The organism is Mycolicibacterium austroafricanum (assembly GCF_000612725.1).
Classification (GTDB): Bacteria; Actinomycetota; Actinomycetes; order Mycobacteriales; family Mycobacteriaceae; genus Mycobacterium; species Mycobacterium austroafricanum.
The window spans coordinates 1-20,950 of sequence record NZ_HG964461.1; the positions used below are offsets into that span (position 1 = coordinate 1).

Genomic DNA, 20,950 nt, shown 5'->3' on the forward strand with positions numbered 1-20,950 from the left:
GGTTAGTACCCCAAAACACCCACCCACCAGAGCAACGCTGCAGGTCAAGCGACTACCGACCGCGAGAATCAGCCGGGGTGTCCAAACTCAGGAGGGTGCGCTCTCCGATGAAGCTGCCGTCCGGGTTCGGGATCCAGAAGTCCGTGCGGGTGGCCTGCACGGCGCTGGTGGGGTCGTTGCGTCCCAACCACCCGGCGGCGCTACCCCTTCCGGCGCCGACGCGCTAACCACCGATTCCGTTGTCGATGCCGAGGTGGGTGATGAAATACCAAGGCATGCCGAACCACTGGACCATGGCCACGAGGACGATCGCGATCAGACCGACGAGCAATCCGATGCTGCGGGCCCGTGCGCTGACCGGCGCAACAGCGAGAACACCGAAGAGCAGCACGAATCCCCACTCCCCCCACATCAGAGCCCGTTTGGGCATCTCGGCCGCACTGTCGTAGTGGGTCAAGTGCGAGTCCGGGTAGCCGGCGAAGTACAGATCCGAACCGGCGGTGACGGCCAGCAGCAACGCGGCGATCGCGCACACCGCGCACACCACCCGCACGGTCGTCACATGCTGCGTTGCCACGAGCGATACACCACCCGGCCGACCGTCGCGGGATCGGGCTCAGGTGCGTTCATCGAGGCATCGAGTCCCGAATGATCTTCCAGGGCAAGAACTTCGCGAAGATGGAACGCCACGTCACCCTCGGCGTCACGATCGGGTTGCCTGAAGTACCACGTCTGCGCCACCCCCGGCTTCAGCCGCTCCGGACGATTGCCGCTGACCGCGATCTCGCGGATCCCCGGCCCGAACAACGGGCGCAGCACACCGCCGAACCAGTCACCGCGAATGCCGCCGCGCCGCACCGGAAACCAGATGTTGGCCCAGCGGGTCACGGCGAACGGCGACTGCGCCCCCAGAACGCCCGACGCACCCGAGCTATAGCTCGCCGGTCCGGGCTCGACATCGTCGACGGCCGACGCCTCCGACCGAGGTGGGCACCGCACCACCACGCCCCTGCGGGTGAGCCGGTCGAAGAGCTCGCCCCGCCGACTATCGGAGCGACTGAGGCCGGCGAAGATCGGCGGCCGGCCGACGAACAGGTCGGCCAACGCCATCGGCGTTCCGACTGTCACGAAATCTGTTACTCGCCAAGGGTTTCCCTGCGCCCTCAAGTCCTGCCACAAGCCGAACTGCTTGGCCTGGAAGTCATCGAGGAGACCGCGCGAGCCCGGGTCGACGGACAGCCGGTCGGCGGCCGCCTCCAGGCCGCCCAACGATCCGAGACCACTGGGCGTCGCATCCGGCGCGGCACGAAGTTCGTGCATCTCCTCCCACAGCGTGGTCAGCGCGTCGTAGGCGATGTAGCCGCCGATGCCATGGCCCAGCACCACAATCCGTGCGTAGCGGCCGTGGTGCAGTGTGTACAACAGATCGACCAGCCCGCCGCGGATCGCCCGCCGTGCGGCATGAGACTCGGGCGCCATCAGGTCGAAGTAGCGCGCGACGTTGACGAAACCGGTGGTCAGAAAGCTGCGGGTCAACGCCCGGGGCGCCATCCGGAACACCGCTAAGGCGACGCTGAGGACCACCACGCTGGTGACCAGCCCGATGATCCACCCGGCCATCCCCGTCTGCAGGAAGTAGCCGCCCACAACCAGCAGCACCAACAGCACGGCCAGCGGCACGAGCAGCACCAGCCACACGGCGCGCCAGATGCCGAACATCTGGTCGGGCACGTGGCCAGGCCGACGCAGGAACAATCGTGCCAATGCGGGCATGAGTCCCGCGTAGCGCGTGCTCGTCATCAGGAATGACCAGTCGTACTCGTAGAGTTCGACCCCCGCCGAGGGGGCGACGTAGCGGCGCGCCTCGTAGGAGTCGGTGATCTCGACGGGTCGGGGGTAGTACTCCCACCGGCCTTGGCGCGGGGGCAACACCGTCTTGGCGAAATCGTCGAAGATGTCCATCGGCCGCCGTTCGAGCAAACCGTGCACGAAAACCACGGCGGTAAGTGCGGCGTTGTCGGTGCTCAATCGTCCTCCTGGGACCGTGCGGCGAGCAGGTTAGCACTTTGCCTTAGACACACCTCAGGCAATGTCTGCGGCCACACACTTACTCTGGGCGTTATGTCTTCACGCACACTCTCGACCGCTCTTCCGTTTGAGCACTGGCTGAGCGCGCTGGCCGAGATCGGCGAGGCCGTGGGTGGCGACGAACCGGTCGCCGAGGTGCTCGACCGGGTGGCCCGAACCGCGTGCACGCTTCTCGGTTACGACTTCTGCGCAGTCTTCCTCCCCGATGAGCAGGGGCGGGCCCTGACGATCGAGGGCTCCTACGGTCTCTCCGCCGACTACATCGCGCAGGTCAACGCGAATCGCCCGATCCTGCTGGACGTCCGCGGCGACCACGAGGCGCCGACCAGCCTGGCCTACCGCACCGGAGACGTGGTCACGCTCGAGGACATCGAGTTGGTTCCGGATTTCACCTGGGGCGGCGTGGCTCAGGAGCAGGGTTACCGGGCGCTGATCTCGGCTCCCCTGCGCCGGCCCGGGACAGTGGTCGGCGCGCTGAACGGATACCGGACCGCGCCCCACCGGTTCGACCGCGCCGAAGTCAGCCTGGTGACCACCCTCGCAACCCAGGTCGCGATCGCGCTGGGTACCGCACAACTCCGCGCGAAGGAACAAGCCACGATCCGGGAGCTACGCCGCGCCGAGGAGGTGCACACGCTGCTGACGGCGACCGCGCTGCGGGGGGAAGGTGTGTCAGGTGTCGCCGCAGCGCTCTCGGAGCTACTGGGCCGCGGCGTGCTGATCGAGGACGTCTACGACGAGCCGCTCACGGACGCGAACTGGACCGCACCCGACCCGCGCGCCCAGGACCACGTCGTCGCCACGGTCACCCTGGACGGCTCACCCGTGGCTCGAATCCATGTGGCAGCTTCGGATTCCGAGCTCTCCCGGCTCGATGTGCGCGCCGTCGAACACGCGACGGTCGTCACCGCACTCGAGCTGTTGCGCGCACGCACCGCGGCCGAGGTCGAACAACGGATACGAGGGTCCCTGGTGGCCGACCTGCTCAGCTCCGACGACGCCGGGATACCGGCGTTGTTGGACCGCGCCCGCCGTCTCGGCTGGGACCTGTCCGGTGTCCAGAGCCTGATCGCGCTGCGTCCCGCCGACGAGCGCACGCTCGCGGCCGCGGACCGCTTCACCGCAGGCGTGACGCCGCACCCACTCGTGGCTCTGCATCGTGGCGACCTCGTGTTCGTCTGGCCGGCCGATACCGGCCCGGCCGTGCCTGTTGCGCACCGTCTACTCGAGTTCCTCAATGCCGCAACGATTCCCGAGGCCCCCACGGCTGCGGTGTCGCGTCAGGCCGCCGCACGGGAACTGCCCGGGATCTTCCGTACGGTCCGGGGCGCCCTCGACCTCGCCGGGGACCGCGACACCGCGACCGTCATCGATCTCGACGAACCCACCATCGACCACCTGCTGCTGCAACTCGACGACCCGGCCCGGCTCCGCGACTTCGCGTCCGCGGTGCTCGGTCCCGCCGTGGACTACGACCGCACACGCTCGACCGAGTTGCTGCACACCGTCCGTGTACTTCTCGAGCACGGTCTGGACCGGCGCGCCGCCGCGCAGGCGCTCCATCTGCATCCCAACACGGTCGCGCAGCGCGTCCGCCGACTCGAAGAACTCACCGGGCTGAGCCTGGCGCGACCCGCGGATCTGTTGCGGCTCACCGCTGCGCTCACCGTGTCCCGGATCGCCTCGCTGAGCTAGCCGCCGGAGATCCGCGCAGCGCCAACGCCTGCGCGCTCACCGACCCCCGCCCGGCCCGGCGACGCCGACGGCGTCGATGGCCCGGTAGATGCGTTGCTCGCTGACCGGCCTGGCGGTACCGAGCTGCTGCGCCCACAGGCTCACCCGCAGCTCCTCGATCATGCGGGCGATGTCCTGCACATCGGTCGCCGCCGCGCGACCCGGCGACAGCGCGCGGCGCAGATCGTCGTACTCGGCCTGGACCGCCGCGACGCGCTCCATCCGCTCCCGGTCGGCGGCGGGTGCGTGCGGCAGCCGCTCCAGCCGACGCCCGATGGCGGTCAAGTAGCGGGCCAGATCCCCCAGCCGGGCCGCGCCGGTCGCGGCGACGAATCCCGGCGGAACCAGACGAGCCAGCTGCCCGCGGATGTCGGCGATCGCGTCGGCCTGGGCAGGGGTGGGCTTCGACGGCAGCGCGACCTCGACCTCGTGCAGCGCGACGAGCACCTTCTCGACCCGACGCACCACGTCGGCGGTGGTCGCAACGATGTTGGCCGCCAGCCTTTTCCGAGCCGCGGCGAATTCTTCTCTCGTCCACGCCGGCGCGGGGACCAGCACCTGCACCGCCGCCGCAGCGCAGTCGTCGATCAGCGCCGCCAGGGATCCATCCGGGTTGGTGCCCAACACCAGGCGTGTGCGGGTATCCAGGGACCGCTCAACGCCTTTGGTCACCGACGGCCCCGCGGTCAGCAACAGCCGCCTACAGCCGGGGCCCATCGCCGCATCCTGTTCGGCCTTCGTCGCAAAGACCTTGATGTCGGCCGCCTTCCCCGCGTCCACCAACGCGGGATAGCCGCGGACCAGGTGCCCGGTGGCGCCTTTCCGTTCCACTACACGGGGCAGCTCGTCGAGCTCCGGCGGCCAGTCGCGCAGACCGGTGCGCTCCAGATCACCTGCGACGGTGGCCGCGACGGCCTGGCGGGACGGCGCGGCGAGCTGCTGCTGCAGCTCGCCGAGATCCTTGCCGCGGGACACGACGGTGCCGTCGGCGGCCTCCACCGCGAACGTGACCCGCAGGTGCGGCGGCAGCTTGTCCAAGTCGAACGCATCGATGGGCACCAGAATTCCTGTGCGACGCCGTAATTCACGCTGTATCGCGTCGAGTAACGGCCCGCTGTCGGGAGTGATGGACGCCAGCAGCGCCCGTGCGGTGTCCGGCGCGGGCACGAAGTTGCGGCGCAGGTCCTTGGGCAGCGACTTGATCAACGCGGTGAGCAGCTCCTCGCGCAGCGCGGGCACCTGCCAGGCGAATTCGTCGCCACCGAGGCGGGCCAGCACATCCACCGGAACGTGCACGGTCACACCGTCATCGGCCGAGCCGGGGTCGTATCGGTAGCTCAGCGGCAACGACAGGTCCCCGGCCTGCCAGGCGTCGGGCTGCTCCGCTCCGGCCTCGTTGCGCAGCAGATCGTCGCGGGTCATCGTGAGCAGCCCGGGTGTGCGGTGCCTCTGCTTGCGCCACCATCCGTCGAAGTGGCGGGCCGACACCACGTCCGCGGGCACCCTGGCGTCGTAGAAGGCGAAGACCTCGTCGTCGCCGACCAGCAGGTCCCGACGGCGGGCCCGGTCCTCCAGTTCGGCGAGTTCCTCACGCAGCCTTGCGTTGTCGCGGAAGAAGTGGTGTTTGGTCTGCCAGTCCCCCTCGACCAGCGCATGCCGGATGAACAGGTCCCGCGCGGCTTCCGGGTCCACCTGCGCGTATCCGACCCGGCGGCGCGCCACCAGCGGAAGGCCGTACAGGGTGACCCGCTCGTAGGCCATCACCGCGCCGCGCTCGGCATCCCAGTGCGGCTCGCTGTAGGTCCGCTGCACGAGGTGCCCCGCGACCCGCTCCACGGTCTCGGGCTCGATCCGCGCCGCGGTCCTGCCGAACAGCCTGCTGGTCTCCACCAGGTCGGCGACCACCACCCAGCGCGGCGGACGCTTGCTCAGCACCGAGCCCGGGGCGAGGACGAATTTGGCGTTGCGGGCACCCTGGTAGCTGCGGCCGTCGGTGTCCCGCATCCCGACGTGCGACAACAGTCCTGCCGCCAGTGCGGCGTGCACCGCGGCCGGATCAGCCGGCTCGTCCTGTTCCCGGATCCCGATATCGCGGCAGATGCCACGCAGTTGACCCACCAGGTCCTGCCACTCCCGGATCCGCAGGTAGTGCAGGAACTCGTCGCGGCACATCCGCCGAAAGGAGCTGCCGGAGCGTTCTTTTCGCTGCTCGGTCAGGTAGTGCCACAGATTCAGGTACGACGTGAAGTCCGAATGCTGGTCGGCGAAGCGGGCGTGCTTCTGCCGGGCCGCCTCCTCCTTGTCGGCGGGCCGCTCCCGCGGGTCCGGAATCGACAGTGCCGCAGCCAGCACCAGCATCTCGCGCACACAGCCCTCGGCGTCGGCCTGCAGGATCATCCGGCCCAGGCGTGGGTCGACGGGAATCTGCGCCAGCCTGCGTCCGATGTCGGTGAGATCGGCCTGCTGGTCGAACGCGCCGAGCTCCTGCAGCAGCGCGACGCCGTCGCGGATGCTGCGCGCATCGGGCGGGTCGAGGAACCCGAAACCTTCGATGTCGCCGAACCCCAACGCGGCCATCTGCAGGATCACCGCGGCCAGGTTGGTGCGCAGGATCTCCGGATCGGTGTATCGGGGCCGGGCCTCGAAGTCCTGCTCCGAATACAGCCGGATGCAGACGCCGGGCGCGGTGCGGCCCGACCGGCCGGCCCGCTGGGCGGCCGAGGCCTGCGAGATCGGTTCGATCGGCAGCCGCTGAACCTTGGTCCTGCGGCTGTACCGCGAAATGCGCGCCGTCCCGGGGTCGACGACGTACCGGATGCCCGGGACCGTCAGCGACGTCTCGGCCACGTTGGTGGCCAACACAATTCGGCGTGCCGTCCGGCCCGGGTGGAACACCTTCTGCTGTTCCGCGGTCGGCAGCCGGGCATAGAGCGGCAACACCTCGGTGTGGCCGGGGTCCACCACCGCCCGCAAAGCCTCCGCGGTGTCCCGGATCTCACGCTCACCGGACAGGAACACCAGCACGTCTCCGGGTGGCTCCGCCTCCAGTTCGGCCACCGCGTCGATGATGGCCTCGGTGGGATCGCGCAGCTCGGTGCGCACCACCTCGTGGTCGGGGTCGTCGGGATCCTCGCCGTCCTGACCGGGAACCGTGACTTCCAAAGGCCGGTACCTGATCTCGACCGGATACGTGCGTCCGCTCACCTCGACGATCGGCGCTCCGGCGAAGTGCGCCGCGAACCGCTCCGGCTCGATCGTGGCCGACGTCACGATCACCTTCAGGTCGGGTCGCCGCGGCAGCAGCTGCCGCAGGTAGCCGAGCAGGAAGTCGATGTTGAGGCTGCGCTCATGGGCCTCGTCGATGATCAACGTGTCGTAGCGCAGCAGCCGGCGGTCCCGCTGCACCTCGGCGAGCAGGATGCCGTCGGTCATCAGCTTGACCAGCGTCCGGTCGGAGGCCTGATCGGTGAACCGCACCGTGTAACCGACCGCCTCCCCCAGCGGGGTGCCCAGTTCCTCGGCGATACGCGCCGCGACGGTGCGGGCGGCCAGCCGGCGCGGCTGAGTGTGGCCGATGGTGCCGCGGATACCCCGCCCGAGCTCGAGGCAGATCTTGGGCAGCTGCGTGGTCTTGCCCGAGCCGGTCTCGCCCGCCACGATCACGACCTGGTTGGCGGCGATGGCCGCGGCGATCTCGTCGCGCCGCTCGGTGACCGGCAGGTCAGGATAGCTGATCTGCGGCACCGCGGCGAGGCGGGAAGCCACCAGCGCTTCCGCCGTGTCGAACTGCTTCGCAAGCTTGCCCAGCTGTTCTTCCGACGGGTCGCGCAGCTGGCGCAGGCGACGGCCGAGGCGGGCGGCGTCGCTGATCGTCAGATCGTCCAGCCGCGCACGCAGGGCGCGCACATCGGTGCGGGACGGTTCGGGCACTCCCGCAACGATAGGCGGGCGATCGTCACCCCGGCGCGCGGGTGCGGGCGAACAGCACCGCCGCGGCCAGCATGATCTCGGCGGCCGCCACGACGGTGGCCACGGCCATCGTGGTGCCCATGCCCGCACCGGGTGTGGCCGTATGGCCGTGGTGCCCCATCAGCGGAAGGTGCACGGCGATCATCGCGATGTTCATCACGGCGACCAGCACCCAGCTGCGCACGGTGTCGAACCGCCACAGCTCGTAGGCGCAGTACAGGCACGCGGCGGCCATCGCGAACGTCAACACGGACAATGACGCCCCGTGCAGCACAGCCGAAGTCACGGCCAGCACGGTCCCGCCCCCGCGGACGAGAGCGTTCATGCGCGACGGCGGGTTTCGGCGGTCATACCCAAGTAGACACCGCACGCGCGGAATTCTCATCGCGATCGGCTGGACCGACGGACGGAGAGCGCGCGGGCGATGCGTCTGCTTAGATTGCGCCGCGCGAGGTAATTGCCGCCTGCGTTAGCCGGCCGGCCCGACGACGGGGAGACGCACGTGCGGTGGCGTATTCGTGCAGGCACCGCGGCGGCAACGGCCGCGCTCGCTCTCGTGGCGGGAGTTCCTGTGGTACAGGCCGATCCGGTCCCGATGCGTCCACAGGTTTACGACAAGGTGTCCAGAGATGGCTGGCATCTGAACATTCGGATTGAGAATGAGGTCGTTAACTCGATACCCAATCTCGCCAACGCCCAGAACTCCCGCGAGGGCTTCGTCACGGCGTCGGCGACCGCGACCGCCGTCGGCGGCGCAAACCCCATCACCGACAGCATCTTCATTCTCGGGTACCAACTCGGCTGCCAGTCCGACGTGTCCGCGGGTCTGCAGTACGGCGGCACCGCCGGGCTCGGTCCGGTGGGCTCGCTCGGATTGGGTGGCGGGATATTGCCGAGCGCGGCGGTCGGCGTCAACGGCGGCGCCGCGGGCTTCGTCCAGACCGTGTTGCAGCCCGGAGTGATCGTGGACCTGCCTCTGTCGAACATGACGCTCGGCCCGAGCGGTCAGGCGATGCTCGACATCGACAACATCCACATCAAGGCCGACGCCTGCGGCGGAGACGTGACGATCCGGTCATACGCCTACTTGCGGGTCTCCACCGAGGCTGCACACACCCAGTTCGCCATCTACGGCGACCCGATCAAGATCTGAGAGGCGGGCGAATCGATGCACGGATTCAGCCGACACCTGGCGCTCGCGGCGTCCGTCGCCTCCGCGGCGCTGCCGTTGGCGGCCACTGCGAGCGCACAGCCGAGCAACCCCGTGATCCTGCCCGACACCCCCGGCTATGTCATCGGTGCTCCCGACGTCGAGCCCGGCAGCTTCTCCTACCCGTACAACGTCATCGCGGTGGGGCCGCCGCCGGCGACGGATTCGCGCGGCACGCGCATCAGCGCCTCCGTCGACACCGGCATGAAGTCGGCGGGACTGCCCGGCAGCAGCCTCGGCAATTCTCAGCAGGCCGCGGGCCCGCTGGTGACGTCGAACTCCCGCTACGGGATCTCGGCGGGTGCCGAACCGCCCCAACCGACCAACGCGGGCATCGACGTCCGGGCCGGGATAGCCGGCGAACTCGCCGGCGAGGATCCGGCCGGTACGCCGCATGATCCGGTGGCGGTCGAGTCGAGCCAACCCGAAGAACTGTCCACCCCGGGTGGCTATCCCGCCCCGATCCTGGAGACGCCGGGAACCATCCGCGAAGGGGTCGAAGGCCTGTACGGGCCCCGCCCACAGTAGGGGCCGTCAAGGTTTGTCGGGCGACCAGTAGGCCAGCATCTCGGCCAGCGTCTCGAACGCGGCGGTGTTCACCCCGTAGGTCGCCTCGAAGTGCACGCTGAGCGGGAAGCCGAGGTCGGCGACCCCGTCGATGACGCGCTTGTACAGATCCGTCATCAGCCGCCGCCGGCCCGCCGGATCGGTGTCGGACAGCGTCCTGACGAACTCCTGCTCCCGCGCCACGGCCTCATTGCCGGGATCCTGGATGAGCCAGTTGATCAACCCGACCCGGTTCTCCACCTTCGGGACGAACCCGAACGACAGCAGGATCTCGGGCCGGTGGTCGGTGGACGCGGCGAACTCCTTGAGGAATCCGACGATGGCGTCCGAGTAGAGCAGCTGGGTCATGCCGTAGGTGGCGCCCCGGTCGCACTTGAAGTTGAACCGGCCGTGCTCCGCCTCGCGTGTCGGGATCAGGATGACTCCGCGGTTCTCGACGACCTGGTCGAAGATCGACAGCGCGTCCGTCGGCGCCACGCCGGACCCCTCGCCGTCGCTGAGCGTGCGGGGCACACCGACGAACGCGATCCCCTCGAAGCCGCTGTCGCGGAGCTCGGTCAACCGGCCGCGCAGCGTGGCCTCGTCCATGAAGGCGGTGACCTGGGTGCACAGGCCCTTGATGCCCGGCAGCTCGGGCCTGATCATGTTCCAGAAGTCGAGGACGTCGAGTTTGGGTTTCATCTCGATGGGACGGTCGCCGTCCTCCTCGATCATCCCCGGGATCATCACGTGGCGGATCCGGCCCGCCAGCCCGGCCTCGGCCGAACACCGCAACACCTTCTCGGCGTCCTCCATTGCCTGCTCACGCCCGCGCTCCACGTTCGGCGGCACGAGCTCCAGGGCGATGGTGTTCAGGCTCACGGCGTTGCTCCACATCTGACGACGGCTTTCCCCGGCGGCCCGCCGACCTCATCGTCGTGGCCTCGCATCCCCCGGCAGGCCGGGAAAAATCACCATACCTGGGGCGGCACGGGCGACCTCAGTGAGCTTTCATGGGGTAGACCGCCTATGAAGATGCTGCAGAGAAACCACAGACACCGAACCCGTCCCGCCCTGGTGGCGACCCTCGTCCTGATCGCCGGGCTGCTGGCCGCCTGTTCCGGGCTGGAGACCTCGCCCGGGACGACGTCGGCGACCCCGACCAGCTCACGGTCCCCGTTCGAGCCGACGACCACGCCGCCGCCCCTACCCACGGGGCCCCTGCTCGCGTTCCGCGCGTCCGACCAGCTCGGAATCGTCGACGGCACGACCGTGGCGGCGTCGGCACCCGGCACGTTCGAGCCGTCCAACGACCTGATCGTCACCGAGGACGAGAAGTTCGTGTTCTCCCGGACCACGGACAACCATCTGGTCACGCTGGAGGTCGCGACCGGTAAGGCGACGACCCGACCGGTGACGGTGGGTCCCGCGCTGGGCACCGCGGGAGGGTCCACGATCCTGTGGTGGGAGCAGCCGAACCGGCTGATGCGCCTGAACCTGGCCGACCCGCAAGCCCAGCCGGAACTGCACCAGATCGTCGATCTGCCTCCTGTCGCGGGCGTGCGGCCGGGCGAACCGCGGCTGCTGGTGGCCCGCGGCGGTACCGCCGTCGTGGCGCGGGTGGAGGCCCCGCCGTCGCCGTTCGGGGGCCCGGACACGCTGTACGCGGTCCGCGGCCCGGGCCCTCCGACGTCGTTGGGCCAGGCCGACGCGAACAGTCCGGTCTCGGTGGCCCGGCTCAGCCCCGACGGGGCCTCGCTGGCGTATGCGCTGTACCGCAGTACGGACAGCGCCTGCGGCACCGCGGCGATCGTGACGTCGGATGCCGACGGAACGCAGCAGACCTTCGACGTGGCCGGTCCCGACGTCAACGCCGGCTCGCGGGTCACCAAGCTGTGGTGGCCTCAGACGGGTGCGCCGAAGCTGAGCCTGACCACCTGGCAGTGCGGTGAACCGCAGACCTATCCCCCGGTGGTGTGGCAGGTGGCGGGCGATCAGATCGCGCAGACCACCCCGCCGACGTCGGCGCTGCAGACCGCGGAGGTCGCGGCGGGCCAGCAGGCGCTGATCCTGCCACGCAGCGACGCACCCGGCGATCCGGTCGGCACGCTGGTGCTCGAGGAGAGTGCGCGCCGTGTCTCCATCGCGTCGGACGTCGACGCGATCGCCGTGATCCGGCCGGCTCCGTAGGCTGGGTGAGTGACCCTCGCACTGCAGGGCCGATTCGTCGGCGAGCTCCCGGAGCTGGCCGTGCCGTGGAAGGCCGAGGCGGCGCCCCAGCCGCAGCTGCTCGTGGTCAACGAGCCGCTCGCCGCCGAGCTCGGTGTCGATGCGGACTGGTTGCGCGGCCCGGACGGGCTGGGCTTGTTGACCGGCACGGTCGTGCCCTCGGATGCCACCCCCGCGGCGCAGGCCTATGCAGGCCATCAGTTCGGCGGGTACCAGCCGCGGCTCGGTGACGGTCGCGCGCTGCTGATGGGCGAGCTCGTCGACAGCACCGGCCGGCTACGCGACCTGCATCTCAAAGGTTCGGGGCGGACACCGTTCGCCAGGGGCGGCGACGGACTGGCCGCGGTCGGCCCCATGCTGCGGGAGTACGTGATCAGCGAGGCGATGCACGCCCTCGGCATCCCGACCACGCGGGCGCTGGCGGTGGTGGCCACCGGTCGCCCGGTGTACCGGGACACCGTGCTGCCCGGCGCCGTGCTCGCGCGGGTCGCGTCGAGTCATCTGCGGGTCGGCACGTTTCAGTACGCCGCCGCGGTGTCGGCGCGCGAGGGCAACGTGAACCTGTTGCGCAGGCTCGCCGATCACGCGATCGCACGGCATCATCCCGCGGCCGCCGTAGCCGAGAACAGCTACCTGGCGCTGCTCGACGCCGTCAGCGCTGCGCAGGCCAAGCTGGTCGCCCAGTGGATGCTGGTGGGCTTCGTGCACGGCGTGATGAACACCGACAACATGACGATCTCGGGCGAGACGATCGACTACGGACCGTGCGCGTTCATGGAGGCCTTCGATCCCGCGACGGTGTTCAGCTCGATCGACAGCTCGGGCCGTTACGCCTACGGGAACCAGCCCGCGATCACGTTGTGGAACCTGGCGCGGTTCGCCGAGACGCTGCTTCCGCTGATCCACGAGAACTCCGGCGCGGCGATCGCGTTGGCCGAGGCTTCCCTGGACTCCTTCGCCGGGCTGTACGAGACGGCGTGGACGGACGGGATGCGCGCGAAGCTCGGGGTGCCGGGTGCGCCGGCCGAGTCGGTGACGCCCCTGATCGAGCAGTTGCTGCCCCAGATGCAGCAGAGCCAGATCGACTACACGTTGTTCTACCGGCTGCTGGCCGGTGCGGCCCGCGGTGACGCCGAGCCGGTGCGCGGCGAGTTCATCGATCTCGCCGCCTTCGACGAATGGCTGGGCCGCTGGCGTGCCCTGGAACCGAACCCCGCCGTGATGGATCGGGTCAATCCCGTCTACATCCCGCGTAACCATCTCGTCGAGGACGCGCTCACCGCGGCCACCGGCGGTGACCTGGGACCGCTGCAGCAACTGCTCGCGGCGGTCACCGCCCCCTTCGAGGAGCGGCCGGGATGGGAGCGCTTCGCCGAACCGGGAGAGAAGGAGTTCAGCGCCTCGTTCCAAACTTTCTGTGGAACGTGACGGCGCGGGCGTAGCGTGCCACGCGTGAGCTCGAACACTGTCCGCCTTGGACTGCAGGATCTGATGTTCATCTACGGCGAGACGTCGAGCTCGAAGATGCACGTCGCCGGGCTTCTGCCGTTCACCCCGCCCGCCGACGCGCCGCGCGACTATCTGCGACAGATGGTCGACGACGCACGCCGCCAGGCGGTGGTGCCCCCGTGGAACCGAAAGCTGGCCTACCCGCGGCTGCAGTTCAGCCCGCTGCACACCTGGGTGACAGACCCGGATTTCGACTTCGACTATCACGTCCGGCGGTCGGCGTTGGCCAGCCCGGGCGACGAGCGGGAGCTGGGCATCCTGGTGTCCAGGCTGCACAGCAACCATCTCGACCTGACCAGGCCGCCGTGGGAGCTGCACGTCATCGAGGGGCTTGAGGGCGGTCGCTTCGCGCTGTACATGAAGATCCACCACGCCCTCGTGGACGGCTACACCGCGATGCGGATGCTGGGCCGCAGCCTGTCGACCGATCCCCAGACGCGCGACGCCCGGATGTTCTTCAACGTGCCGATACCCAAGCGGAGCCGGCCTGCAGGGGCCGGCGCGCAGCCGTCCAATCCGGTCACCGCGACGCTGCGGGCGCTCGGTGCGGTCGGCTCGACGGTGTCCGACGGTGTCGGTTCCGCGGTCGATCTGGCGTCGGCGCTGGTCAACACGCAGATCAGGCGCGACGGCGATTTCGGGCGCATCTCCGGGTCGGCGTCGGCGCCGCACAGCATCCTCAATGCCCGGATCAGCCGCAACCGCCGGTTCGCCACCCAGCAGTACGAGTTCGACCGGCTGAAGAAGTTGAGCTCGCAGCACGGTGCGACGATCAACGACGTGGCGCTGGCGATCATCGGCGGCGGATTGCGCAAGTTCCTCGCCGACCTCGACGAGCTGCCGGACCGGTCTCTGATCGCGTTCCTGCCCGTCAATGTCCGGCCGAAGGGCGACGAGGGCGGCGGCAACGCGGTCGGTGCGATCCTCGCGCCGATGGGCACCGACATCGACGATCCGGTCGAACGCCTTGCGGTGATCACCGCCGCCACCCGGGCGTCGAAGGCTCAGCTGCAATCGATGTCCCCGGCGGCGATCATCGCCTACAGTGCGGCATTGCTCGCACCGGCCGGCGGGCAGATAGCCGGTGCGCTGACCGGCGTGAACCCGCCGTGGCCGCACACCTTCAACCTGTGCGTGTCGAACGTGCCCGGGCCGCGAGAACCGCTGTACTTCAACGGCTCTCGCCTGGAAGCGACCTTTCCGGTGTCCATCCCGATCCACGGCATGGCCTTGAACATCACGTTGCAGAGCTACGCCGACACGATGAATCTCGGATTCGTCGGCTGCCGCGACCGGCTGCCGCGCCTGCAGCGGCTCGCCGTCTACACCGGCGACGCCCTCGGGGAGCTGGAAGCCGCCTCGTCCTAGAAGGGTGGTGGGTCGTTCCCGTAGTCGGGTTCGTGCCCTGGCGGGTGGAATTGGTGGAGAGTGTTGCGGTAGAGGATGTCGCGTCCTCTGGCGATATCCGTTGATCGTGTGGTGCAGATCTTCTCGGATCGATTGCGTCGTCGTTGGGCTTCGATGTAGCGGGAGCGGTTGTGGGCGCGGGTGTTTCGCCGTTTCGGCATCATGGCCCCGCGCCGCGCGCTGAGGGTGGTTTGGGGTGGTTCGCCGGTCCAGAGGGTGGCGGTGGGTGCACACAGGGCGGGGAAGAGCAGTCGGCTGCCGGGGTAGGTGGTGTAGGTGTGGCCGGTGGGTGCGGTCCATTCGATGGTGCCGTCGGGGTATTGGCGGTCGCGCCAGCCGGTGGCGCCGAGCCAGAACGTTTTCAGAAGGTGATGAAAACGGCACAGGGTTTTGAGGTTGGACGGGTGGGTGGGTCCGACCGGGTAGGGCACGGTGTGGTCGATGTCGGCGAGGGTGGCGGGTGTGTCGCAGTGCGGGAAGCGGCACGTCAGGTCGCGGCAGCGAATGTACGCGGCCAGCGCCGGTGAGGGGGTGTAGCGCGGTTCGGGGGCTGAGTCGGGGCCGGGGTGGGTGATCTCGCGGATCGTGGCGCCCTCACACATGGCCTCCAGCAGCGCGGTGGGGGCCAGGCCGGCGCCGAACACGTAGGCCGACCGGCACTGCGCGGTGTGCGGCCGGACGTTCTGCTTTGCCGCAGGCGTCTGCTCGGTCCCGTCGCGGTCCTCGGAGGCAGCCGCGTCCTCGCGTTCGCCCTCACGGGCAGCCTCGTTCTCGTTCTTGGCCTTGCCAGTGGTGTCGGTGGCCGGTTCAGCCTCGTTGCGATCGCGGGTGTTCTGGTCGGCCTGGTCGGCAGCAGGAGTGTTGCCGGTGGTGGTGTCGGTGAGGACGTAGATGGTGGTGTCGCGGCCGGGTCGGGGCGCGGCGGTGGCTTCGCAGTCGTCGTTTCCGCAGTGGCAGGTCAGGGTGGTGATGCCGGCGAGTAGGGCGGTGTAGGCCTCGATGCGGCGGTCGTCGAGGGTGCGGGGGTCGTCGGGGCAGACGCTGTGGGCCATGTCGTCGATGCGGCGTTGGGCGGCTGCGGCGTCGCCGGCGAAGATGCGGGCCCAGATGGTGGTGAGTCCGGGGCTGTCGACGGGGATGCCGAATTCCAGGGTGCGGCACACCTGCGAGTTCTTGGTGGAGCGGACGCCGTCGGGGTCGTGGCGGTCGACGAGGGCGTCGATGGCCAGTTCGGTTCTGGCGGCCGACAGCTGGCCCCAGGTGGTGATCTGGGCGGCGAGTTCGGCGTCGACGGCGGCCATCAGGGCGGGGTCGGTGATCAGGGCGGTGCGCCAGACGATGGTGCGGGCCAGCAGGTCGCTGATCAGGCCGGCGAGGAACAGGGCGAACACGTTGGGCAGCCGATCCCGCAGCGCGACGCCGCGGTGGGTTTGGCTTGAGGCCAGCCCTGCGGTGATGTTCTGGGCGGCGGCCAGTTCGGCGAGCACGGCGGCTTCGGGGTCGACCCACCAGTCCTCCCGATCCTGGGCGGGGAGCTGGGTGCGGCGGGTGAAGATCTCGGCCATCACGGCCAGTTTGCGGGCGCAGGCGGCGTTCTCGGCGCGGGCGCCGGCGCGGGCGGCGTCGATCAGCTCGGCCGCCGACAGCCCAGCGAGCCGGGCGGGCTCCGGCACCGACTCATCGAACACATGTTCGAGCATAGATCGGGCCGGTGACAAATCCGGGGCAGAAGTTCTCGCTTCTCGGTTCGGCGCTCTACCGTTTCCCTGTGTCCTACGAAACGCTTGAAGAAACCGGCCTGCTTCCCAACGGCCTGACCGTCGAGGCAGCGCGCGCCGAGGCGGCCCGCGCCTACGAACTGGACCGTGCCCACGTGTTCCATTCCTGGTCGGCGCAGGCCGAGATCTCGCCGATGACGCTCGTGGCCGCCGACGGCTGCCACGTCTGGGACGGCCAGGGCAACAAGCTGCTCGACTTCTCCTCGATGCTGGTGAACACCAACATCGGCCACCAGCACCCGAAAGTGGTTGCCGCCATTGCCCAGCAGGCCGCCAAGCTGTGCACGGTGGCGCCCCAGCATGCCAACGCCGCCCGCTCGGAGGCCGCCCGGCTCATCGCCGAGCGCACCCCCGGCGAGTTGAACAGGATCTTCTTCACCAACGGCGGCGCCGACGCCGTCGAGCACGCGGTGCGGATGGCCCGCCTGCACACCGGTCGCTCCAAGGTGCTCTCCCGGTACCGCTCGTACCACGGCGGCACCGACACCGCCATCAATCTCACCGGGGATCCGCGGCGCTGGCCCAACGACCACGGCACCGCGGGCATCGTGCACTTCTTCGGCCCGTTCCTCTACCGCTCGCAGTTCCACGCCGGCACCGAGGCCGAGGAATCCGAACGCGCGCTGGCCCATCTGCACGACACCATCCGGATGGAAGGTCCGAACACCATCGCGGCGATCATCCTGGAGTCCATCCCGGGCACCGCCGGGATCATGGTGCCTCCACCGGGCTACATGGCCGGGGTGCGCGCACTGTGTGACGAGTACGGCATCGTGTTCATCGCCGACGAGGTGATGGCCGGGTTCGGGCGCAGCGGGAAGTGGTTCTCCATCAACCACTTCGACGTCGTCCCGGACCTGCTGACCTTCGCCAAGGGCGTCAACTCCGGTTATGTGCCCCTCGGCGGCGTGGCGATCAGCCCGGCGATCGCCGAAACCTTCGCCCACCGCGCCTATCCGGGCGGACTGACCTATTCGGGGCATCCGCTGGCGACCGCCGCCGCGGTCGCGACCATCAACACGATGGCCGAGGACGGCATCGTGGAGAACGCCGCCCGCGTGGGGGCCGAGGTCATCGGTCCGGGCCTGCGCGAGCTCGCCGCCCGGCACCGCAGCGTCGGCGAGGTGCGTGGCGCCGGGGTGTTCTGGGCCGTCGAACTGGTCGCCGACCAGACCACCCGCGAACCCCTGGCGCCATACGGAAGCTCCAGCGCGGCAATGAATTCCGTGATCGCCGAATGCAAGAAGCTGGGCCTGCTGCCGTTCGCGAACTACAACCGCATCCACGTCGTGCCGCCCTGCACCATCACCGACGAGCAGGCCCGCGAAGGCCTGGCGATCCTCGACAAGGCCCTCGACGTCGCCGACGCGGCGACCGAGAACGCCTAGTGCGTCAGTCGAGTTCGCCGCTGATACCGCGCTCCAGCGCGACGCGTGCGCCGTCGGGAAGCACCACCAGGCCGTCGAGTTCGCGCCGCGCGAGCCGGTAGGCCCGTTGCCGTTCCTGCGGGGTGGCCGCCGAGTCCGCGGCCACCCGCAGCAGCCGCTGCGCCCGCGCGAGACGCTCCTGTTCAGCCGGGGTGAAGTCGGCGCGCCTGCGCCGTAACGCCTCCGCCTCGGCGATGTCGAAAGCGGTGACGTACTCCTGCACCGCATTCAGATAGTCGCGGGTGGCGTCTCGGTCGTCGACGAGATCGGCGATGCCTCCGGGCCGCAGGAAGTCGGCACGCAACTTCGCCCGGTGGAAGCGTTCGGTGAGCGGATCGCGCAAGTCGGTCATCAGCGGGCAGTCCAGCAGCTTCGCCACGTCAAGCTCATACTCCAGCCAACGGGTGTCGGTACGGTCGTGCTCCTCGATGGCGCGGCCGATCGCCCTGCGCTGCGCGGCTGCGGGATCGGCGGCCTGCGGAAGTTCCGCAGTCTGGCGGGCGCGCAGAGCAGTCACACCCCTGAACGCCGCGTAGGCCGCCCCGATCAACGGCACCAGCACGAGCATCAGCTCGAGCAGCCGGATGACCAATCCCATTGAGCCAGCATGCCACCACCCCGGCAGCGCAGTGATCAGCCCGTTCGCTGCAAGCCGAAATTGGGTGTTTCGATTCGCTGCCATCAGGCAACAGTTCTGTTATGCGACTCAAGACCTCAACACCGCGAATCATCGGCTCTTTCTTCTTCGCGGGCGCTGCGGCGACAGCGATCGCAACCGCGCCCCTGACCTTTGCCCAGCCGGCGCCGCCACCCTGCTTCAACCCTGACGGCACGCCGTGCGCCGTCAACGGCACCGCAGGACCCGGTGGCGCCGCAGGCGCCATCCCCGGCGGTCCGGCCGGTGAGGCCGGCCCCGGCGGCGCCTCAGGCGTCATTCCCGGCGGTCCAGGCGGCGCCGCAGGCCCTGAAGGCGCGACCGGCGCCATCCCCGGTGGCCCGGCAGGCACTGCCGGTCCCGGTGGCGCCAGCGGCAGCCTGAATCCGGGCGGCATCGGCGGTTCCGCAGGACCCGACGGCGCCAGCGGCTGCATCCCGGGCATCGGCTGCGCCACGATTCCCGCACCGTGATCTGACAACCGACGAAACACCGACCCCCGAGAAGGCCGGGCCCGGCAGGGCCCGGCCTTCTCGCGCTGTGTGCCCGCCGTACGGTCAAGACATGACTTCACGGGTGCCGGTGAATCTGTTGGACGGCCGCGCCGTGATCGTCACGGGCGCGGGCCGCGGGGTGGGCCGGGGCATCGCGTCGGCGCTGACGGAGCGCGGGGCCGCGGTCCTCGCCGTCGACCGGGACGAGCAACTGCTGTCGGAGACCGCCGACCGGCTCGGGGACACGGTCCGGCCCCTGGTGGCAGACCTGCGCGAGCCGGGCTGCGCGAAGCGCATCGTCGCGGCAGCGGTCGACGCGTTCGGCACCGTGCACGGTCTGGTGAACAACGCCATCGCCACCAACGAACCGAAACCGTTCCAGGACATCACCCGCGAGGACTACGACCTGGTTTTCGACGTCGGTCCCCGCGCCACCTTCGAGCTGATGCAGGCGGTGTACCCGGTTTTCGTCGGCAACGGCGGCGGCAGCATCGTCAACCTCGGGTCGGGTTCGGGCACCATGGGGAAGCCGAAGTTCGGCGCCTACGCCGGCGCCAAGGAGGCGATCCGGGGGATTTCGAAAGCTGCTGCGATGGAATGGGCCCGAGACGATATCCGGGTGAACGTGGTGTGCCCGTTCGCCGAGTCCGACGGCATCCGGCTGTGGCGCGAGACGGCCCCCGAAGCCTACGAACGCAGCCTGCGCACCGTGCCGATGGGCCGGCTCGGCGACGTGGACACCGACATCGGTCCGGTGGTCTGCTTCCTGCTCAGTGACGAGGCGTCGTTCGTCACCGCCCAGACCGTCATGGTCGACGGCGGGACCACCGGTTTCCGCTGAGGCTGCCGACCCAGTAGCCTGCCGAGCTGTGCAGCCGATCCCCGTCATCGCTCTGACCGGCTATCTCGGCGCGGGTAAGACCACGCTTCTCAACCACGTTCTGCGCAGCCCGGACGCTCGGATCGGCGTGGTCATCAACGACTTTGGCGAACTCAACGTCGACGCGGGCCTGGTGACCGGCCAGGTCGACGAACCGGCGTCGATCGCCGGCGGCTGCATCTGCTGCCTGCCCGACGAAGGCGGCCTCGACAGTGCGCTGGCCCGTCTCGCCGACCCGAAGCTTCGGCTCGACGCGATCATCGTGGAGGCCAGCGGGCTGGCCGATCCGGTGGCGGTGTCCCGCATCATCCGGTTCAGCGGCGTCGACGGTGTGCGGCCCGGCGGCGTCGTCGACGTGCTCGACGCGGCGACCCACTTCGACACCGTCGACCGCGACGCCACCCCGCCCGCGCGTTACGGCGCGGCGACCCTGGTGGTGGTCAACAAGCTCGACCGGATCCCCGTCCGGGACCGCGCCGACGCACTGGTGCGCATCGAGAGCCGGGTCCGCGAGCTGAACCCGCACGCCCATGTCGTCGGCGCCACCGCAGGCCGGATCGACCCGGCCCTGCTCTACGACGTGGCCGGCGACGCAGAGACGCTGGGTCAGTTGACGTTCCGCGAGCTGTGGTCCGATGCCGAGGCCCAGGCGCACCCGCACGTCCATGACCATGACCACAGCCATGCGGATTCGGTGACGGTGACCGGTGAGGGCTGCGTGGATCCTGCCGCGGTGATCGACCTACTCGAGGCGCCACCGGACGGGGTGTACCGGATGAAGGGCACCGTCGCCGTGCGGTACCGCAGTTCGAGCCGTTGTTACAGCGTGAACGTCGTTGGGCCGTCGGTGCATATCGCGGTCGCGCCGCCGCGGGCCGTGGCCAACAGCCTGGTCGCGATCGGGATGGGTCTGGATGTCGAGGCGGTGCGGGAGCGGATGCGTTCGGCGCTGACCCCGGTCCATGGTGCAGCGTCCGCGCACGGACTCCGGCGGCTGCAGCGGTACCGCAAGCTCAGCATCTGA

Annotated in this window: 17 protein-coding genes; 10 read left to right on the forward strand and 7 right to left on the reverse strand. The window is 69.5% G+C overall.

The genetic code is table 11. The features are described from left to right. Positions 1-223 precede the first annotated feature (223 nt). Both BN976_RS29775 and BN976_RS29780 read right to left on the reverse strand, forming a co-directional pair. Positions 224-577, reverse strand: coding sequence for a hypothetical protein (locus BN976_RS29775; RefSeq protein ID WP_011782880.1), 354 nt, complete (start codon positions 575-577; stop codon positions 224-226). Beyond that, positions 559-2,028: a hypothetical protein gene (locus BN976_RS29780; RefSeq protein ID WP_011782881.1), complete on the reverse strand. Its 1,470-nt coding sequence runs from the start codon at positions 2,026-2,028 to the stop codon at positions 559-561. The genes BN976_RS29775 and BN976_RS29780 overlap by 19 nt, the downstream gene beginning before the upstream one ends. Positions 2,029-2,121: 93 nt before the next feature. Here BN976_RS29780 and BN976_RS29785 point away from each other — a divergent pair, with 93 nt between their 5' ends. Continuing rightward, the gene (locus tag BN976_RS29785; protein ID WP_011782882.1) at positions 2,122-3,783 is read left to right on the forward strand and encodes a helix-turn-helix domain-containing protein; all 1,662 of its coding nucleotides are present in this window, start codon (positions 2,122-2,124) and stop codon (positions 3,781-3,783) included. 36 nt (positions 3,784-3,819) lie between these two features. Here BN976_RS29785 and hrpA read toward each other — a convergent pair whose 3' ends face one another. After that, entirely contained in the window at positions 3,820-7,752 is a 3,933-nt protein-coding gene (gene hrpA, locus BN976_RS29790) for an ATP-dependent RNA helicase HrpA (protein ID WP_011782883.1), read from the reverse strand. 25 nt (positions 7,753-7,777) lie between these two features. Beyond that, a complete protein-coding gene (locus BN976_RS29795) occupies positions 7,778-8,077 on the reverse strand; it encodes a hypothetical protein (protein ID WP_235622176.1) in 300 nt (99 codons plus the stop codon). Between the two features lie 216 nt (positions 8,078-8,293). Between BN976_RS29795 and BN976_RS29800 the strand changes: the two genes are divergently transcribed. Further along, positions 8,294-8,944 carry an MspA family porin gene (locus BN976_RS29800; protein WP_011782885.1) on the forward strand — a complete coding sequence of 217 codons (651 nt, stop codon included), beginning with the start codon at positions 8,294-8,296 and terminating at the stop codon, positions 8,942-8,944. Positions 8,945-8,959: 15 nt separating this feature from the next. After that, entirely contained in the window at positions 8,960-9,529 is a 570-nt protein-coding gene (locus tag BN976_RS32265; RefSeq protein WP_011782886.1) for a hypothetical protein, read from the forward strand. A 6-nt stretch (positions 9,530-9,535) separates the two neighbouring features. Here BN976_RS32265 and BN976_RS29810 read toward each other — a convergent pair whose 3' ends face one another. Beyond that, positions 9,536-10,429, reverse strand: a complete 894-nt coding sequence (locus BN976_RS29810) for a mycobacterial-type methylenetetrahydrofolate reductase (protein ID WP_036377213.1) — start codon at positions 10,427-10,429, stop codon at positions 9,536-9,538. 195 nt (positions 10,430-10,624) lie between these two features. Between BN976_RS29810 and BN976_RS29815 the strand changes: the two genes are divergently transcribed. From BN976_RS29815 to BN976_RS29825, 3 genes are read left to right on the forward strand one after another with little or no spacing between them, the layout of a single operon-like run. After that, entirely contained in the window at positions 10,625-11,737 is a 1,113-nt protein-coding gene (locus BN976_RS29815) for a hypothetical protein (protein ID WP_235622177.1), read from the forward strand. 9 nt (positions 11,738-11,746) lie between these two features. Continuing rightward, positions 11,747-13,204, forward strand: coding sequence for a protein adenylyltransferase SelO (locus BN976_RS29820; protein WP_036376949.1), 1,458 nt, complete (start codon positions 11,747-11,749; stop codon positions 13,202-13,204). A 24-nt stretch (positions 13,205-13,228) separates the two neighbouring features. Then, positions 13,229-14,653, forward strand: a complete 1,425-nt coding sequence (locus tag BN976_RS29825; RefSeq protein ID WP_036376951.1) for a WS/DGAT/MGAT family O-acyltransferase — start codon at positions 13,229-13,231, stop codon at positions 14,651-14,653. Here the strand turns inward: BN976_RS29825 and BN976_RS29830 are convergent. Further along, complete coding sequence (locus tag BN976_RS29830) at positions 14,650-16,380, reverse strand: HNH endonuclease signature motif containing protein (protein WP_036377219.1); 1,731 nt, start codon at positions 16,378-16,380, stop codon at positions 14,650-14,652. The two genes, BN976_RS29825 and BN976_RS29830, sit on opposite strands and share 4 nt — an antisense overlap. Before the next feature lie 80 nt (positions 16,381-16,460). Here BN976_RS29830 and BN976_RS29835 point away from each other — a divergent pair, with 80 nt between their 5' ends. Next, entirely contained in the window at positions 16,461-17,858 is a 1,398-nt protein-coding gene (locus BN976_RS29835; RefSeq protein ID WP_036377222.1) for an aspartate aminotransferase family protein, read from the forward strand. A gap of 4 nt (positions 17,859-17,862) precedes the next feature. Here BN976_RS29835 and BN976_RS29840 read toward each other — a convergent pair whose 3' ends face one another. Continuing rightward, positions 17,863-18,495: a P-II family nitrogen regulator gene (locus tag BN976_RS29840; protein WP_036376954.1), complete on the reverse strand. Its 633-nt coding sequence runs from the start codon at positions 18,493-18,495 to the stop codon at positions 17,863-17,865. A 101-nt stretch (positions 18,496-18,596) separates the two neighbouring features. Between BN976_RS29840 and BN976_RS29845 the strand changes: the two genes are divergently transcribed. From BN976_RS29845 to BN976_RS29855, 3 genes are all read left to right on the forward strand, one after another. Next, on the forward strand, positions 18,597-19,025 hold the full coding sequence (locus BN976_RS29845) for a hypothetical protein (RefSeq protein ID WP_199559033.1): 429 nt from the start codon (positions 18,597-18,599) through the stop codon (positions 19,023-19,025). 91 nt (positions 19,026-19,116) lie between these two features. Then, positions 19,117-19,887 (forward strand): SDR family NAD(P)-dependent oxidoreductase, encoded by a 771-nt coding sequence (locus tag BN976_RS29850; RefSeq protein WP_036376957.1) that lies wholly within the window; start codon positions 19,117-19,119, stop codon positions 19,885-19,887. A 28-nt stretch (positions 19,888-19,915) separates the two neighbouring features. Next, positions 19,916-20,950, forward strand: coding sequence for a CobW family GTP-binding protein (locus tag BN976_RS29855; RefSeq protein ID WP_036376961.1), 1,035 nt, complete (start codon positions 19,916-19,918; stop codon positions 20,948-20,950).